We start from the raw sequence: 16,793 nt of genomic DNA, 5'->3' as shown, positions 1-16,793 counted from the left end.
ACAAATGATCTCGAGCGATATCCAAATCGTCCTTCCGGAAATCATCCTCGCGCTCTTTGCGATGGGTGCGCTGCTCGGTGCAGTCTACACTGGCAAAGACAAAACCGCGTCTTTCCTGACATGGCTCACCGCTGGTGTGTTCCTTGTGCTCGGCGCATGGATCGGCCTGAACGGGCAGGGCACACAAGAAGCGTTTGGTGGCATGTTCATCGACGATAGCTTCTCGCGCTTTGCCAAGGTTGTGATCCTGTTCTCGGCGGCTGCGGTTCTGATCGTCAGCATCGACTACATGGCGAAACGCGATCTTCTGCGTTTTGAATATCCGATCCTCGTTGCCCTCGCGACTGTGGGTATGATGGTCATGGTTTCGGCGGGCGACCTGATGGCCCTCTACATGGGCCTCGAACTGCAATCTCTCGCTCTCTACGTCGTGGCTTCGCTGCGTCGTGACAGCGCGAAATCGACCGAAGCTGGTCTGAAGTACTTCGTTCTCGGTGCTCTGTCCTCTGGTCTGCTGCTCTACGGTGCATCGCTGACCTACGGCTTTGCTGGCACCACGTTGTTCTCGGGCATTCTGACCGCTGTTGGCCACGACGTCTCCATCGGCTTGCTGTTCGGCATGGTCTTCATGATGTCGGGCTTCGCGTTCAAGGTTTCGGCAGCACCGTTCCACATGTGGACCCCTGACGTTTACGAAGGTTCGCCGACCCCAGTGACCGCGTTCTTTGCGACCGCACCCAAAGTCGCTGCGATGGGCCTCTTCGCTCGTGTTGTCTATGACGCCTTCGGTGGTGTTGTGGGCGACTGGCAGCAGATCGTCATGATGCTCTCGATCCTGTCGATGTTCGTTGGCGCAATCGCCGCAATCGGTCAGACCAACATCAAGCGTCTGATGGCGTATTCGTCGATAGCTCACATGGGCTTTGCCCTGATGGGTCTGGCTGCTGGCACCGCAATGGGTGTCGAAGCCATGCTGGTCTATATGTCGATCTACGTGACCATGAACATCGGTACATTCGCCTTTATCCTGTCGATGGAAAAAGACGGTAAACCAGTCACCGAGATCAAAGCTCTGTCGATGTATTCGAAAAAAGAGCCGCTCAAGGCGCTGGCGCTGCTGGTCCTGATGTTCTCGCTGGCTGGTGTTCCGCCGATGCTCGGCTTCATGGGTAAGCTGGCTGTGTTCCGTGCTGCGCTTGAGGCTGACCTAGTATGGCTCGCTGTGGCCGCTGGTATCGCGTCGGTGATCGGTGCGTTCTACTACCTGCGCGTCGTTTACTACATGTACTTCGGCGAAGACTCTGATGCTCTCGATGGCACGATGTCTCCTGTCGCATGGGGCATGTTGGTGGCGTCCGCTGTGATCATGCTGGTTGGTATCGTGAACCTCTTTGGTATCGTGCCGATGGCAGCTGAGGCGGCGCAGGCGCTTGTCAACTGATCTAAACGCAGGGCCACGTTGGCCCACGGGCGTTGACCTTGTCGTCTTGGACGAGGTTGATAGCACAATGACCGAGGCTGCCTTAAGGGCGGCCTCGATCCGTGTTCCGACATGGATTATGGCCAAACGCCAAACCGCAGGACGGGGACGGCGTGGGAAGCAATGGGTCGATCCACGCGGGAATCTCGCGGCGACGCTGGTTTATAAACCCAAAGCCACACCGCAAGACGCAGCCCTTCGGTCATTCCTGGCCGCTGTTGCCTTGTTCGAAACGCTGGCCTTCTGGGTGCCCCGCGAACGGCTCTCATTGAAATGGCCGAACGATGTTTTGCTCGACGGGGGCAAGGTCGCGGGCATTTTGCTGGAAAGCAGTGGCACGGCGGAAAGCGTGAATTGGTTGTCCATCGGCGTGGGTGTGAACCTCGCTACGGTCCCTCAAGGGGTTGAAGGAGCAGCATTCCCACCTGTGAGCGTGTCTTCCGTGTCGGGGCATGTGATCAGGCCCAAGGATTTCCTGAGCCTCCTTGCGACGAATTTCATCACCCAAGAAAACAAACTGACCTATTTCGGGTTCGAACGTATTCGTGCGGATTGGCTCCGCAATGCGGCGCGGTTGGGGGAAACGATCACAGCCCGCACCGGCCAAGAGACTTTGACAGGTATCTTTGATACCATCGACCGCGACGGCAATTTGGTTCTGATCACAGGGCGCGGCCCTGTTACGATCAGCGCTGCCGACGTGCATTTCTAAAGGGGGCAGGCCATGCTTTTGTGCATCGACTGTGGCAACACAAACACCGTGTTTTCTGTCTGGGATGGGCAGGACTTTATCGCGACGTGGCGGACCTCGACCGAACACCAGCGCACGGCGGACCAGTATTTCGTCTGGCTATCGACGCTGATGGCGCACCAGAAGATCAACGTTGAAATCGACGAAGTGATCATTTCGTCCACGGTGCCACGCGTGGTCTTTAACCTGCGCGTTTTGGCGGACCGCTATTTCAACTGCCGTCCTATTGTTGTTGGGAAACCAGAGTGCGCTCTTCCGCAGCAACCGCGTGTGGATGCGGGAACGACTGTTGGCCCCGACCGTCTGGTAAACTCTGCTGGCGCGTATTCGCGACACGGCGGCAACCTGATTGTCGTCGATTTCGGCACCGCGACCACCTTTGACGTTGTGGCAGAGGATGGTGCCTATGTGGGCGGCGTCATCGCCCCCGGTGTGAACCTCAGCCTTGAGGCGCTGCACCGTGCGGCGGCTGCCCTGCCTCACGTCGATATCAGCCGTCCCCAAGCGGTGATCGGCACCAATACCGTTGCCTGTATGCAATCGGGCGTGTTCTGGGGCTATGTGGGCCTCATCAAAGAAATCTGCGCGCGCATCCGCGATGAATATGATGCGCCGATGAAAATCATCGGGACAGGCGGGCTCGCTCGTCTTTTTGAACAGGTCGATAACCTCTTTGACGTGATCGAGGATGACCTGACCATGCACGGTCTGACCGTGATCAATGATTACAATAAGGAAACTAAATGAGTAGTGAACGACTGATTTACCTGCCGCTCGGTGGCGCGGGCGAGATCGGCATGAACGCCTATGTCTACGGATATGGCGCACCAGATAAAGAACGTCTGATCGTTGTCGATCTGGGCGTGACCTTCCCAGATATGGACGGGAGCCCCGGTGTCGACCTGATTTTCCCTGATATTACTTGGCTCGAAGAGCGTAAGGACCAGATCGAAGGGATCTTTATCACCCACGCGCATGAAGACCACGTTGGGGCTGTTGGCCTCTTGTGGGAACGCCTCGGCGCGCCGATCTATGCGCGGACCTTCACCGCGAATATCGCGACCCGCAAGCTGTCCGAAAAACACCTGCCCGAAGGCATCGTGCGCACCGTTGGGGCTTATCCTGCGGTCACGAAATGCGGCCCGTTTACCGTTTCGGTCGTGCCGATGAGCCACTCTATCCCAGAGAGCGGTGGTCTGTTGATCGAAACGCCGAACGACCGTGTGTTCCACTCGGGCGACTTTAAGATCGATAAAACGCCCGTCGTTGGTGAACCCTTTGATGAGGTCATGCTGTCTGAAATCGCAAAGGGCGGCATCAAGGCGCTTGTGTGCGATTCCACCAACGTGTTTTCCGAACACGCAGGGCGGAGCGAGGCTGAGCTTGCCAAACCGCTGCAAGCGCTGATCGAAGAGCAAAAAGGCATGGTCGTTGCAACCACCTTTGCATCGAACATCGCGCGTTTGAAAACGCTGGCTGTTGCAGCGCAAAACGCGGGTCGTTCGATCTGTCTTTTGGGCCGTGCGATGCGTCGGATGGTCGAGGCCGGGATCGAGACGGGTATTCTGTCGGACTTCCCATCGGTCATTTCGCCCGAAGATGCGGCGAGCATCCCGCGTGAAAACGTCATGCTGCTGGTCACTGGGTCCCAAGGTGAACGCCGCGCGGCCTCGGCCCAACTGTCCCAAGGCAAATACCTCGGCCTGTCGCTCAAAGAGGGCGATACGTTCATCTTTTCGTCCAAGACCATTCCTGGCAACGAACGTGGTGTGATCCGCATCATGAACGCGCTGTCGGAAAAGGGTGTTGAGGTGATTGATGACCGTGGTGGCCTCTACCACGTGTCTGGTCACGCGAACCGTCCTGACCTGAAAAAACTGCACCAGATCATGCAGCCACAAATGCTGATCCCAATGCACGGCGAACACCGCCACCTGCGCGAACATGTAAAACTGGGTGCAGAGAGCGGGATCACGGGTGTGATTGCTGTGAACGGCACAATGGTGAACCTGTCAGCCAATCGCCCAGAGGTGTGTGGTTATGTCGAAACGGGCCGCACCTATTTGGACGGCTCGGTGCAGATTGGTGCGCTGGATGGCATCGTGCGCGACCGTATCCGCATGGCGCTGAACGGTCATGTGACTGCGACGCTGATCATCGACGAACATGATGAACCGCTGGGCGATCCGTGGTGCGAACTGATGGGGCTTCCTGAAATGGGTCGCAACAACGCACCGCTCGTTGATGTTCTCGAAGAGGACCTGAGCCAGTTCATTAACCGCGCCGATGACAAGACGCTCTTGGATGATGATGAATTGGAAACGCAGCTGCGCCGTATCATTCGGAATTCGTGCCAGAATGAGATTGGTAAAAAGCCAGAAGTGACGATCATCATCAGCCGATTGAACTGATCGGCGAGAGATTAAAGAAGCCCGCGAAGAGTGATCTTCGCGGGCTTTATTATTTAGGCTTTGCGGCGCTCGTCGAAACTGAGCCGGATAAACGCGGGGGCATCATCGCCCATCCCGATCACGTGATCGTCGCGGTCACGGCGGCGGTCACGACGTTGGCCACGATCACGATTGTTGTCACGGTTGTTGTCGCGCTGCGGACGCTGTTCGCGCTCCATTGGCTTTTCAACGGCAGCGACTTCTTCGACGACCTCAGGGGTAGGGGCCTCAACCACCTGTTCCTGCGGTTTTGCGTCCTCGTCTTTCTTGCGCGATCCACCACGGCGGTTGCGGCTGCGCTTTGGCTTGTCGTCAGACGCCTCAGGCTTATCCTCGGACGGCTCAATCTGGCCGAGCGGGTTTTCCAGAACAGGAATGTCCTTGCCCAACAGCTTTTGAACGGCGTCGAAGTTCTTTTCGTCGCGCGGTTCGCAGATCATGATCGCCTTACCATCGCGGCCAGCGCGACCTGTGCGGCCAATGCGGTGCACATAGTCCTCTGGGTGGCCCGGCACGTCAAAGTTAAAGACGTGGGTCACGGACGGCACGTCTAGACCACGGGCAGCCACATCAGAGGCCACCAAGATCTTGATCTTGCCTTCGCGGAAGGATTCGAGCGTGGAGTTCCGCTGGCTCTGGTCCAGATCGCCATGGATCGGAGCCGAGTCATAGCCGTATTTGCTCAGCGATTTGTGGCAGATATCAACGTCCGACTTGCGGTTACAGAAGATCACCCCGTTCTGCAGCTTGTCGCCTTCGGCATCGATCAGGGCACGGAGAAGCTGACGCTTCTCGCTCGCTGCGCGGTCACGACGGGAGCCTTTAAAATGCACAACGTGCTGTTCAATCCGCTCGGACGCGGTCGCCTGACGGGCCACTTCGACCTTGGCGGGGGTGTGCAGGAAAGTATTGGTGATGCGCTCAATCTCGGGCGCCATAGTGGCCGAGAAGAACAGCGTCTGACGGGTGAACGGCGTCAGGTTAAAGATGCGTTCAATGTCAGGGATAAAGCCCATGTCGAGCATACGGTCAGCTTCGTCGACGACCATGATCTGCACGCCAGTGAGCAGCAGTTTACCACGCTCAAAATGGTCAAGCAGACGGCCGGGGGTGGCGATCAGAACGTCAACACCACGGTCGATTGCCGCGTCTTGATCTTTGAACGACACGCCGCCGATCAGAAGGGCCTTTGTCAGTTTCGTATGCTTTGCATAAACGTCAAAGTTCTCAGCCACCTGAGCCGCCAATTCGCGGGTCGGGCAAAGAACGAGCGAACGTGGCATACGTGCGCGTGCACGACCACGGCCCAGAAGGGTGATCATTGGCAGCGTGAAAGATGCGGTTTTCCCTGTTCCCGTTTGCGCAATGCCTAGAACATCGCGGCCTTCGAGGGCAGCGGGAATAGCGCCAGCCTGAATAGGGGTTGGGGTTTCGTAGCCGGCTTCGGCAATCGCCTTGAGAACCTTTGCATCAAGGTTCAGATCAGAGAATTTTGTCATATACGTCCATAGTCGCGGCCCGTCGGGGGCCGAAGGTTATGGGACGCAACATGCCAACGCGCCCCGCGTCAATAGTTCCCGCAAGCGGGCTGCGGCCTTCTATACCGAAAACCGCCTTCAGGTCAATCGGAGCAGCATTTGCCCCTTAAACCATCATTTCCTTGGTCGCGGTCAGTTTGACATCGGGGTAATCGCGCTCCACGCGGTCGATGTCCCACTGCAAGCGGGTCAGGAACACAACATCGCCGTCGTTGTCGTGGCTGATGTGCTGTTTATTGGCTGTGATGAATTTATCGACCGCGGCTTTATCCCCTTGAACCCAACGGGCAGAGGTGAACTGCGACGGTTCAAAGCGCACAGGCAGGCCGTATTCCAGTTCGATCCGGCTAGCGAGCACTTCGAACTGAAGCTGGCCGACAACGCCGACGATAAAGCCAGAGCCGAACGCGGGTTTGAACACCTTTGCAGCGCCTTCTTCGGCGAACTGCATCAGAGCTTTCTCAAGGTGTTTGGCCTTCATCGGGTCGCCCGCGCGGCAGTTCTGCAAAAGCTCTGGCGCGAAGGATGGGATGCCCGTGACCTTGAGGTTTTCGCCTTCGGTCAGGGTGTCACCGATGCGCAATTGCCCGTGGTTCGGAATACCGATGATATCGCCAGCCCAAGCCTCTTCGGCCAATTCGCGGTCTGATGCGAGGAACAGAACAGGGTTCGAAATCGCCATCGGCTTTTTAGAACGAACATGTGTCAGCTTCATGCCGCGATGGAAGTGGCCAGAGGCCAAACGGACAAAGGCCACGCGGTCACGGTGTTTCGGGTCCATGTTCGCCTGAACCTTGAACACAAAGCCAGCGACCTTGTTTTCCTCGGGCATAACCTGACGCGGGTCTGCGGACTGCGGCTGCGGTTCGGGACCGTATTTGCCGATGCCGTCCATCAGTTCTTTGACGCCAAAAGAGTTGATCGCAGAGCCGAACCAGATCGGGGTCATGTGGCCCTCAAGGACTGCCTGATGGTTCAATTCGGGCAGCAATTCGCGCGCCATTTCGATCTCTTCCAGGAATTTCTCCAGAAGATGCGCGGGGATATGTTCCTTCAGCGCGGGATCGGTGAGGCCTTTAATCTCGATGCTCTCAGCGACGCGGTTACGGTCCGCACGATCCATCAGTTCAAGACGGTCGTTCAAGAGGTCGTAGCAGCCCATGAATTCTTTACCCATCCCAATGGGCCAAGACGCAGGCGTCACGTCGATCGCTAGGTTTTCCTGAATTTCGTCGATGATGTCGAACACATCGCGGCTTTCGCGGTCCATCTTGTTACAGAAGGTCAGGATCGGAAGGTCACGCAGACGGCAGACTTCGAACAGCTTCTGGGTTTGGCTTTCCACACCCTTCGCACCGTCGATCACCATCACGGCGGCATCAACGGCCGTTAGCGTGCGGTAGGTATCCTCAGAAAAGTCCGAGTGGCCAGGGGTGTCAACGAGGTTGAACCGAAAGTTCTTAAAGTCGAACGACATTGCCGATGCGGATACGGAAATCCCGCGATCCTTTTCCATCTGCATAAAGTCGGACCGTGTGCGCCGCGCTTCGCCCTTTGCGCGGACCTGACCAGCCATCTGGATCGCACCACCGAACAAAAGGAACTTTTCGGTAAGAGTGGTCTTACCGGCGTCAGGGTGCGAAATGATCGCGAACGTGCGGCGACGTGCGATTTCAGCGGGCAGGGCGGGGCGATTTGAAGCGGTATCGAGCATGCTCGTGCCTATACGGTGACGGGCATGCCCTGACAAGTTAATCTGCGTCAGTTGGTGTCGAGACTTTCCATGCGGCGCAGGTAATCGTCGGCAGTGGTGCGCAATGTGTGCGCCTGTTCCGCCACGTGTTCGGACCCGATACGCGACTGAGCGACGGTCGACATGATGACGTTGCCCAGAACTTCACCCTGAACGCGGAGTGCGTCTTGAACCGACACCGAGGCTGTGTTCACCTGCGAAACCTGTTCAGAGATCGCGCCAACGCTTTTCACCGCGGAGTTCGTTTCGACCCGCACGGCCTCGATCAGGTTATTGATGTCTTCGGTTACTTTGGTGGTCTGAGCCGCAAGGTTCTTCACCTCGCCCGCAACTACGTTAAACCCGCGGCCAACAGCGCCAGCGCGCGCGGCTTCGATAGAGGCGTTCAGGGCCAAGAGGTTGGTTTGGTTCGCGATGTCATTGATCATTTGAACCGCCTTGGAGATGTTTTCGACCTTCTGAGATAAACGTTCCACCTGATCTGTCGCAGTCTGGGCGTATTGCGCAGCCGTGGTCGACAACATCGTTGCCTTTTCCATCTCACCACGAATGTCGCTCGCGGAATTGGACAGATCTGCTGCCGACATCGACGCTTGTTTCACACTGGCCGAGGTCTGTTCCGCAGCACCCGCAAGTGTTTCAACAATCTTGCCCAACGAGTCCGAGAAATCGCGGCTCATCTCTTGTTTGAGAGAGGCAGAGCGTTCCGCCGACGTCGTCAGGTAGCTGCTCAGTGACAAATCCATGTCAAACGTCACGGCACGGCTGATCGCATCGGCCAAGGCGTTGTTGCGCTTGCAGAAAAATCCACGGTGCCCAGCGTGTTCAATCAGGCCCACCCGCATGTGTGTGTAACCCGCAATTTGAAGGGCGGGCGCAAGATTGATGCGAGTATGAACCGCCGCGATTTGCTTTACAGATGCGAGGTATTCTTCGCCAAAGTCCGCGTTCGCGATAAACGTCCAGTGTTTGATAAAATTTGCACCAACACGTTCAAGATGCCCTTTTTCATTAAGCATTGCGCTGAAAGGCTCTTGTTGGGAAATGAATTTAACAAGGCTATCCAAGGCAAGCGGAATGGCCTTTTGAATGTTGTGGCGGTTTTGACGAATGAGGCCCAAACGAGCGTCATTCAAGCCATGGTTCAAAAGCCGTTTGCGCATTTCGGTAATGTCGAGCGAGCTCGTTTCCAACGGTGAAGTCCTCGGTGCAATATACATACTTGACCGTGGGAACGGCGTTTGCCTGAGAAAATGTAGGATTTTATTCAAATAAATTGAATTTTTATCAGCTGCTCGACGCCTTGCGCAAAACCTCCGCCGCATCTTGCGAAGGCAGCAAGGTTTCGGTCACTTCGAAATCGTGATGGTGGCGATAGGTGTGACGCTGCGCGTCGACCGTTGCTGGAATGGCGGATCGGGTGCGCGGGTCGATGAGAAGGGATTCCGCAGCGATCCCTTCGGCATAGATGATTTGGTGTTCGTCAAAGAGAACTTGGAAGTAATCTACATAACCACCGTCCTGTTGGTACACGGTGTCGCCGTTAATCAGGTGGCGAACCCGAACCAAGACCTCGGCACGGCCAGCGCCGAGATGATCCTCGCGCTGGTAGATGAACACGCGGTGATCGGGCGACAACATCAGATCATTTTCGTTGTGCAGCGTGCCCTTGCGGATGACGACAGGTGCAAATTCGCCCACAGCGCGGAGCGTCGTTTGACCAATCCAGCGCACGGATTGGGCACCATCATCGCGCGTTAGGACGCGGTCGCCGACCCTCAGGTCCTCGATCTTGCGCTGCTCGCCAGAGGCTAATGTAATATGAGTACCGCGGGCGAACGACACGCAGGCCATTTCGGCGAAACGGCTTAGTGCGGCATCGCGATCAACGCCGACGAGACGGAAATCCTTGCGAGCGGGCATTGGGGCAAGCGGGAGGATATAGACCTCTTCGACGCCGCCATCTTCGACTTCGACCAGAACGATGACCTCGCAAGTGGTGCTGTCGGACATCATAAACGTCAGGCAGGAATCGAGGTAGATCGCATTGCCTGCCGTTCCGATTGCGGATTGCATCGCGACAGTCAGTGCACCCGTGTCAGGGTCCATCGCCACCGACAATGGCAAACGCTGCGCTGCTTCGGTGATCTGGTAGATGTCATCCATCAGCAGTTCGTCGGCAAAGCTGATCGGGTCCCCTTCGGCAACGCCATTGGTCACGACAAAATCACGGCTCCGATGAACGGGCAGGGTTTGGGACGTGTGCGCGTTTTTCAAATGAGACATAAACCAACCTTAAAACTCGTGATGCTATTGAAACGGGTAACTAGTGAATAATCTATATATTCGTCAACGGATGGGAAACATAAAGCAACCCACCATGCGTATCAGGGAGATTGAAACGTGGATCTAGGGATATCTGGTAAGCGAGCATTGGTCTGTGGCGCGTCCAAAGGTTTGGGGCGCGGCTGTGCAGAGGCCTTGGCCGAAGCAGGGGTGAATCTGCTGATCAACGCGCGGACCGCTGAGACGCTCGAGCAGACGGCTGCCGAAATTCGTGCGAAATATGGCGTGTCGGTAGACACAGTTGCTTGTGACGTCACCACGCCAGAGGGCCAAAAGCGGGTGATCGATGCGGCGCAAGGTGTTGATATCCTTGTCACCAATGCGGGTGGCCCGCCTCCGGGGATGTGGACGGATTGGAACCGCGACGATTTCATCAAGGCGCTGGATGCAAACATGCTGACGCCCGTTGCGCTGATGACCGCTCTGATGCCTGCGATGATCTCAAAGGGCTGGGGGCGTGTGGTGAACATCACCTCTCAGTCGGTTAAGGCGCCAATCCCGCAATTGGGATTGTCGAACTCTGCACGAGCGGGGCTGACGGGGTTTGTGGCTGGGACATCGCGTCAGGTCGCGCCTTATGGGGTGACGATTAACAATATGCTGCCCGGTTTGCATGACACGGATCGCGCGCTTTCGCTCGATACTGGGATTTCTACTGCCGAAGGGATCAGCATTGCCGATGCACGGGCAAAACGCGAGGCCACGATACCAGCGCAGCGCTATGGCACGACGACCGAATTCGGGGCGATGTGTGCGTTCCTTTGTTCGGACAAGGCGGGCTTTATCGTGGGGCAGAATATCATGCTCGATGGCGGTGCGGCGAATATGACCATGTGATCCATGGACTTGCCCAAGGCGGGCGAGGTTGATAGGACGGGCCTATACCCGATTGAAGCTGTCGGAAATAGGAACCATCGTGCCGAACCCACCCCGCCTTGAAATCCGCAACATACGTCGTTCGTTCGACGGACTGCCGGTTGTGGATGACGTATCGCTCTCGGTGATGCCGGGGCAGGTGACGTGCCTTTTGGGCCCGTCAGGTTGCGGGAAATCGACGACGCTGCGGATCATCGCGGGCGTCGATATGCAGGACAGCGGTGAGATTTATGTCGACGGCCAATTGGTTTGTGACACGGTTTACCGCGTCCCGCCCGAAGGCCGTTCCATCGGTTTGATGTTTCAGGACTTCGCTCTGTTCCCTCATCTCAGCGTCGCGGGCAACGTCGCCTTTGGCCTCATTGGGGACAAACAGGACCAACGCCGACGGGTCGAGGAGTTGCTCGATAAGGTCGACATGCTTCGCCATATCGACAGCTACCCGCACGAACTGTCGGGTGGGGAACAGCAACGTGTCGCGCTGGCGCGGGCCCTAGCGCCGCGGCCGCGGATCATGTTGATGGATGAACCGTTTTCAGGCCTCGATAACCGCCTGCGCGACGGTATCCGCGATCAGACGCTTGAGGTGCTCAAGGACGAAGGCGCGGCGGTTTTGCTGGTGACGCACGAACCGGCCGAAGCCATGCGTATGGCGGATGAGATCGCACTTATGCGCCGTGGCAAGATCGTTCAGCAGGGCGCGCCCTATAACGTTTATAACGCCCCCGTTGATAAGTCTGCTGCCGCATTTTTCAGTGATATCAATGTGATCCACGGCAAAGTTCAAGGGGCGTTGGTTGAAACGGCCTTTGGTCAGTTCTTTGCGCCGGGGCAGCCTGATGGCACCGATGTGGATATCGTTATTCGACCCCAGCACCTGCGGATCGACTTTGATCGGCATGGGCGGGGCCCGAACCCGACCGTTGGCGACGGCGCACCTGCGCGGGGTATCGTGACCCGTTCACGGTTCATGGGAGCGGAGAGCCTCGTTGAGTTCAAGATGGATTTCGACGGCTCCGTGCTCAAGGCTCAGGTGCCGAATGTGTTCCTGCCGAAACCTGGAACTGCGCTTTGGCTGATGATGCGGCGCGATCGTTGTTTCGTTTACCCTGTTAAGAAATAGTTCGCGCCACCCGATAATCGGCCAGCGTCTTCCCTGCTTCGTTCACAAAGAGCGACGGGAGCTTGCGTAGCGCGGCGATTTCCTCAATCGGCAGATCATCAAAGCCACGGATCGTTTCGCACCACACCGTGCAGGTCCAAACCCGCCCCCAATAATCGAGCCGCAGGGGCCGCACCGTGCGATCCTGTCTGTTGAGAGTAACCAGCAGTTTCTGCCGTGCACGGATCGCTTGCCGAAGGGCGGACAGGTGAACGACGCCATGCGTGCGCCCTGTGAATGGGTAAATGGCAAGCCCATCCGTTGTCGTATGATCCACGTCCTCGGGCAGGGCGGCATCGAGTTTGTCGGCCAAGGTTTGCGCGGCCTCAGTCAGGTCAGCCTCACCCGATTGGGCGACCGCCATAAGGCCGAGGTGCAGCGCCTCAAGCTCTGCCATCGAGAGGTTCATGGCGGGCAGTGTGATCGGCGCGGTGATCCGATAACCCGTTCCGCGAGACCCAACCATCGGCACGCCAGAGGCCATCAACGTCTCCATATCGCGGTAAACCGTGCGCACGGTGACGCCCGTTTTGTCAGCAATATCAACGGCACGGTGCATATCACCGTCCCGCAAAATCCGTATCAACTGCCTCAATCGATCCGTCCGTTTCATACCGCTTTGTCGCAGCAGAATTCACTACTGACAAGTTTTTGTCACAAATTTCGACAAACTTTTGAGAAACCGCACGACAAAAGCGATTTCGCGCTTTTCACCGCTTGTGAAACTGGCAACAGTCGGGGTCACAGAATTTTCGGGCGGCAGAGGCCGTCCCGCACATAGGGAGACTATCATGCTCAACAATATCGGCCCGATGGGCCTCATCCTGATTGCAGTTGTTGTTCTGGTCATGTTTGGCCGCGGCAAAATCTCGGGCATCATGGGCGAAGTGGGCAAAGGCATAACCTCGTTCAAAAAGGGCATCAGCGAAGGTGAGAAAGAGCTGGAAGCTGCAAAAGCTGAAGCTGCAAAAGACGTCACCCCCGAGTCTGACAAAGACAAAGCCTAATCAACGCGAAGGAACGCCGCTATGTTTGGCATGGGCTGGAGCGAGATGGTCCTTATTGGCATCGTCGCGCTGATTGTGGTTGGACCGCAGGAATTACCGGGATTGTTCCGCAGCGTCGGGCAATACGTCGGTAAGGCCAAAGGGATGGCCCGCGAATTCAGCCGCGCGATGGATCAGGCGGCGGATCAGTCGGGGATGAAGGACATCAACAAGACCCTGAAGGCCGCGTCGAACCCGACGCAGTTCGGCAAGGATGCGATCAAATCGACCTTGGATACCTCTTCGCTCACACCTGAGCGGGCAGAGACTAAGGAAAAGATGGATGCAGCCATGGCGAAGGCCGCCGAAGAGCGCAAAGCCCGCGAGGCAGCTGCCGCAGAGGCCGCTCTCGACGAGGCCGAAGCAGACTTGGCCGCGCTGCGTGACCCAAGCCCCAAGACCGAGGCAAAAGAATGAGCAAGGCAGACGAAATCGAAGATACCTCGGCTCCGCTGATCGAACACCTGACAGAGCTGCGGTCGCGGCTGATTAAATCTCTGGGCGCATTCGTCGTTGCGATGGTGATCTGCTTTACCGTTTGGAACCCGATTTTCGATTTCCTGACGCAGCCGCTCTGTGATGCTCTGGCTGAAAACGGCCAGCAGGATTGTGGTCTGGTGATGATCGCCCTCCAAGAGGGTTTCTTTGTCGCGGTCTCGATCTCAATGCTCGGCGGCTTGGTCCTGTCGTTCCCCGTGATCAGCTACCAGCTGTGGCGGTTCGTGGCGCCTGGTCTCTATAAATCGGAAAAGAACGCGTTCTTGCCGTTCCTTTTGGCCTCGCCGCTCATGTTCATCCTCGGTGCTGCCTTTGCGTTCTACGTTATCACGCCGATGGCCTTCACTTTCTTCTTGAACTTCCAACAGGCAGGGGCGACCGCCGGGACTGAGGCAACATCGGCTGGTATCAATTACCTCGGTTCGGCGCAGTCCTATCTGTCGCTGACGATGAAGTTCATCATCGCCTTTGGCCTCTGTTTCCAGTTGCCCGTTCTGCTGACCCTTATGGGCAAGGCGGGGTTGGTCTCGGCTGACGGTCTGCGGTCGGTTCGCAAATATGCGGTGGTCGGCATTCTGATCCTCGCTGCGATCGCGACACCGCCCGACGTGGTAAGCCAGATCATTCTCTTCTCGGTCGTCTATGGTCTGTATGAAGTTTCGATCCAATTGGTTGCCCGCGTTGAAAAGGCCCGTATCGAACGCCTCAAGGCCGAAGGTCTGTATTTCGAGGACGATGAGGACGAGGTCGACGACGAGGCTAAGGCATGAATGACGCGACCTTAACGCGTATCGCAGAGGCGCTAGAGCGGATCGCTCCGGCGCCTTTAGCCGCTCCGGACTTTGCTTCTGCGCAAGGGTTCGTTTGGCACACCAGTCCCGACCGGCTCGAACCAGTGACCAAGGTGTCGCGGGTTGATGTCTCGCTCCTCGTTGGGGTGAACAGATCGCGTGACACGTTGATGGCTAATACCGAACAGTTTGCCCGTGGTATGCCCGCAAACAACGCCCTCTTGTGGGGTGCGCGGGGCATGGGGAAATCCAGTCTGGTTAAGGCCGTACATGGCAAGCTGGGGGAAACCTATCCCGACCTCAAACTGATCGAGATCCAGCGCGAAGATCTGCCGTCGATCACGCGGTGCCTGAACTTGCTACGTGGTCGTCCTGAGCGCTTTGTTCTGTTCTGTGATGACCTGTCGTTCAGCAATGATGACGCGCATTACAAATCGCTTAAGGCGGTGTTGGATGGCGGGATTGAGGGGCGTCCCGACAACGTCGTCCTCTATGCTACGTCGAACCGTCGCCATCTTATGCCGCGCGATATGATCGAAAACGAACGCTCCACCGCGATCAACCCTGCGGAAGCGGTCGAAGAGAAAGTATCGCTCTCGGATCGGTTTGGTCTGTGGCTCGGGTTCCATCCGTGTTCGCAGGACGACTACCTCGATATGATCCGCGGGTATTGCGCGTCTTATGGCGTTGAGATCGACGAAGAAACGCTTTGGGCCGAAGCCATCGAATGGCAAGCGACCCGAGGGAGCCGTTCTGGCCGCGTGGCGTGGCAGTATTTCACGGACCTTGCTGGGCGCAAGGGCGTGACACTTTGACGAAAACGGGCGGGGAATTCCCCGCCCGTTTTGTATTCTAATGCTGCTACCTGATTAGGGCAGGTAATCTTCGGGGTTGGCCGATTTCATACCCGACAGGCGCACCTCAAAGTGGACGACCGCAGGGTTCGTCGCCTTCACCACACCGATTTTCTGGCCCTGACGGACGCTTGCGCCCTCAGCCACGGTCAAACCGTCGAGGTTGGTGTAAACGGTCAACAGATCGGTCGCGTGGCGGATCACAACAATCGCAACACCGTTGGTATCACGGGTGATGGCGGCCACGGTGCCAGCGGCAGCAGCGACCACTTCGTCGCCCGCGCTCGCTGCGATGTCGATGCCTTCATTGCTGCCAGCAGAATAGGCACGCACGATATTACCGCGTACTGGGTAGATCAGCGGAGCATTCGGGTTCGCTGCTGGCGCAGGTGTGCCGAGGTCAGGCGCAGCCACAGGGGCCACAGTTGCTGTTGCTGCGGGTGTTGTTGTCTCGGTCGGGAGCGGCGTTGCAGCCGACGGGGGAACTGGCGTCTGTGTGCCTTCGCCTGGGGCGCTTTCTGGCTCGGTGATGAGCGTCACGCCGCTTTGCGGGATCAACAGCGACTGACCTTCACGGACCGAGAGGTCAGAGCCTAGACCGTTCCATTCCGCCAAGGTCCGCACAGGCAAGTTATAGAGACGCGCGATAGAGTAGGCGGTCTCGTTCGGGCGCACGGTGTGGCGCAGCGGTTCAACGCCGTCCATGACGGTTGCGGTTTGAGGCGCGGCAGCGACAGGCGCAGTTGTGGTGGCTTGCGGACCAGCGCGAACAATCGCGGCGGCGGCAAGGGTTGTCACATCAACTTCGGTCGGCTGGATTGGACCAGAAACAACAGCGCCGGTGGCAGCCGACGGTTCAGCCACGCGGTTCGGCAAGAGCAGAACAGCACCTTGGTTCAACGAGGTATCAACGCTGAGCGCGTTGGCGCGTGCCAGCTCTGCCGCGTTGATGCCCAGACGTTGGGCAACGGTTGTGACAGTATCGCCGCGAATTGCCACGACCACCTGATAGTTCGGGTAAGAAATCACACCGCGATTATCGGGCTCTGGACGCGGCGGCAGGTTGCGTGCGGCATTCGTGGTATCGAGCGTGTTGCCGCCCAAGTCCCGCATGTCCAAATCGAAATTCTCAAAGGTGTCTGCACAGCCTGCCAATAGCGTCAGCGCGGCACCTGTGAACAGCGCAGCGCGCAGGGAATTTGCCTTGATCATCACTCGATCCTCGTCTCTCTCGCCCTGTTGATCAGA

General features: G+C 57.4%; 16 protein-coding genes. 10 read left to right on the top strand and 6 right to left on the bottom strand.

Annotated features, from left to right (window positions below; all coding sequences use genetic code 11):
- Positions 1–4 precede the first annotated feature (4 nt).
- The 4 genes from nuoN to AC1QQ2_RS02550 are packed head-to-tail and all read left to right on the top strand — an operon-like array spanning position 5 to position 4,642.
- Positions 5–1,441: an NADH-quinone oxidoreductase subunit NuoN gene (gene nuoN, locus AC1QQ2_RS02565; protein ID WP_249946393.1), complete on the top strand. Its 1,437-nt coding sequence runs from the start codon at positions 5–7 to the stop codon at positions 1,439–1,441.
- On the top strand, positions 1,431–2,192 hold the full coding sequence (locus AC1QQ2_RS02560) for a biotin--[acetyl-CoA-carboxylase] ligase (RefSeq protein ID WP_479711957.1): 762 nt from the start codon (positions 1,431–1,433) through the stop codon (positions 2,190–2,192). The genes nuoN and AC1QQ2_RS02560 overlap by 11 nt, the downstream gene beginning before the upstream one ends.
- Positions 2,193–2,204: 12 nt before the next feature.
- Positions 2,205–2,978, top strand: coding sequence for a type III pantothenate kinase (locus tag AC1QQ2_RS02555; RefSeq protein ID WP_479711956.1), 774 nt, complete (start codon positions 2,205–2,207; stop codon positions 2,976–2,978).
- Positions 2,975–4,642, top strand: a complete 1,668-nt coding sequence (locus tag AC1QQ2_RS02550; protein WP_479711955.1) for a ribonuclease J — start codon at positions 2,975–2,977, stop codon at positions 4,640–4,642. The genes AC1QQ2_RS02555 and AC1QQ2_RS02550 overlap by 4 nt, the downstream gene beginning before the upstream one ends.
- Positions 4,643–4,695: 53 nt before the next feature.
- Here the strand turns inward: AC1QQ2_RS02550 and AC1QQ2_RS02545 are convergent, their stop codons facing one another.
- From AC1QQ2_RS02545 to AC1QQ2_RS02530, 4 genes are all read right to left on the bottom strand, one after another.
- Positions 4,696–6,180, bottom strand: a complete 1,485-nt coding sequence (locus tag AC1QQ2_RS02545; RefSeq protein ID WP_479711954.1) for a DEAD/DEAH box helicase — start codon at positions 6,178–6,180, stop codon at positions 4,696–4,698.
- A gap of 145 nt (positions 6,181–6,325) precedes the next feature.
- A complete protein-coding gene (locus AC1QQ2_RS02540; protein WP_105235376.1) occupies positions 6,326–7,933 on the bottom strand; it encodes a peptide chain release factor 3 in 1,608 nt (535 codons plus the stop codon).
- A 47-nt stretch (positions 7,934–7,980) separates the two neighbouring features.
- A complete protein-coding gene (locus tag AC1QQ2_RS02535; RefSeq protein ID WP_479711953.1) occupies positions 7,981–9,165 on the bottom strand; it encodes a methyl-accepting chemotaxis protein in 1,185 nt (394 codons plus the stop codon).
- Positions 9,166–9,259: 94 nt separating this feature from the next.
- Positions 9,260–10,258, bottom strand: coding sequence for a Hint domain-containing protein (locus AC1QQ2_RS02530; protein ID WP_479711952.1), 999 nt, complete (start codon positions 10,256–10,258; stop codon positions 9,260–9,262).
- Positions 10,259–10,375: 117 nt separating this feature from the next.
- Here AC1QQ2_RS02530 and AC1QQ2_RS02525 point away from each other — a divergent pair, with 117 nt between their 5' ends.
- Together AC1QQ2_RS02525 and AC1QQ2_RS02520 are read left to right on the top strand one after the other, a co-directional pair.
- Complete coding sequence (locus tag AC1QQ2_RS02525; protein ID WP_479711951.1) at positions 10,376–11,155, top strand: SDR family oxidoreductase; 780 nt, start codon at positions 10,376–10,378, stop codon at positions 11,153–11,155.
- Positions 11,156–11,234: 79 nt separating this feature from the next.
- A complete protein-coding gene (locus AC1QQ2_RS02520) occupies positions 11,235–12,317 on the top strand; it encodes an ABC transporter ATP-binding protein (protein ID WP_105235372.1) in 1,083 nt (360 codons plus the stop codon).
- Here AC1QQ2_RS02520 and AC1QQ2_RS02515 read toward each other — a convergent pair.
- Positions 12,307–12,969, bottom strand: coding sequence for a helix-turn-helix transcriptional regulator (locus tag AC1QQ2_RS02515; RefSeq protein WP_479711950.1), 663 nt, complete (start codon positions 12,967–12,969; stop codon positions 12,307–12,309). The two genes, AC1QQ2_RS02520 and AC1QQ2_RS02515, sit on opposite strands and share 11 nt — an antisense overlap.
- 178 nt (positions 12,970–13,147) lie before the next feature.
- Between AC1QQ2_RS02515 and AC1QQ2_RS02510 the strand changes: the two genes are divergently transcribed.
- The 4 genes from AC1QQ2_RS02510 to AC1QQ2_RS02495 are packed head-to-tail and all read left to right on the top strand — an operon-like array spanning position 13,148 to position 15,506.
- Entirely contained in the window at positions 13,148–13,363 is a 216-nt protein-coding gene (locus AC1QQ2_RS02510; protein ID WP_105235370.1) for a twin-arginine translocase TatA/TatE family subunit, read from the top strand.
- A 21-nt stretch (positions 13,364–13,384) separates the two neighbouring features.
- Positions 13,385–13,819 carry a Sec-independent protein translocase protein TatB gene (gene tatB / locus AC1QQ2_RS02505; RefSeq protein ID WP_105235369.1) on the top strand — a complete coding sequence of 145 codons (435 nt, stop codon included), beginning with the start codon at positions 13,385–13,387 and terminating at the stop codon, positions 13,817–13,819.
- A complete protein-coding gene (gene tatC, locus AC1QQ2_RS02500) occupies positions 13,816–14,670 on the top strand; it encodes a twin-arginine translocase subunit TatC (RefSeq protein ID WP_479711949.1) in 855 nt (284 codons plus the stop codon). The genes tatB and tatC overlap by 4 nt, the downstream gene beginning before the upstream one ends.
- Complete coding sequence (locus tag AC1QQ2_RS02495; RefSeq protein ID WP_479711948.1) at positions 14,667–15,506, top strand: ATP-binding protein; 840 nt, start codon at positions 14,667–14,669, stop codon at positions 15,504–15,506. Before tatC ends, AC1QQ2_RS02495 begins: the two co-directional genes overlap by 4 nt.
- Positions 15,507–15,560: 54 nt before the next feature.
- Here the strand turns inward: AC1QQ2_RS02495 and AC1QQ2_RS02490 are convergent, their stop codons facing one another.
- Positions 15,561–16,757: a LysM peptidoglycan-binding domain-containing protein gene (locus AC1QQ2_RS02490; RefSeq protein WP_479711947.1), complete on the bottom strand. Its 1,197-nt coding sequence runs from the start codon at positions 16,755–16,757 to the stop codon at positions 15,561–15,563.
- Positions 16,758–16,793: the final 36 nt, after the last annotated feature.

Source organism: Aestuarium sp., assembly GCF_023253315.1.
Lineage (GTDB): Bacteria > Pseudomonadota > Alphaproteobacteria > Rhodobacterales > Rhodobacteraceae > Marivivens > Marivivens donghaensis.
This window is presented reverse-complemented; position numbering and strand designations above follow the sequence as displayed.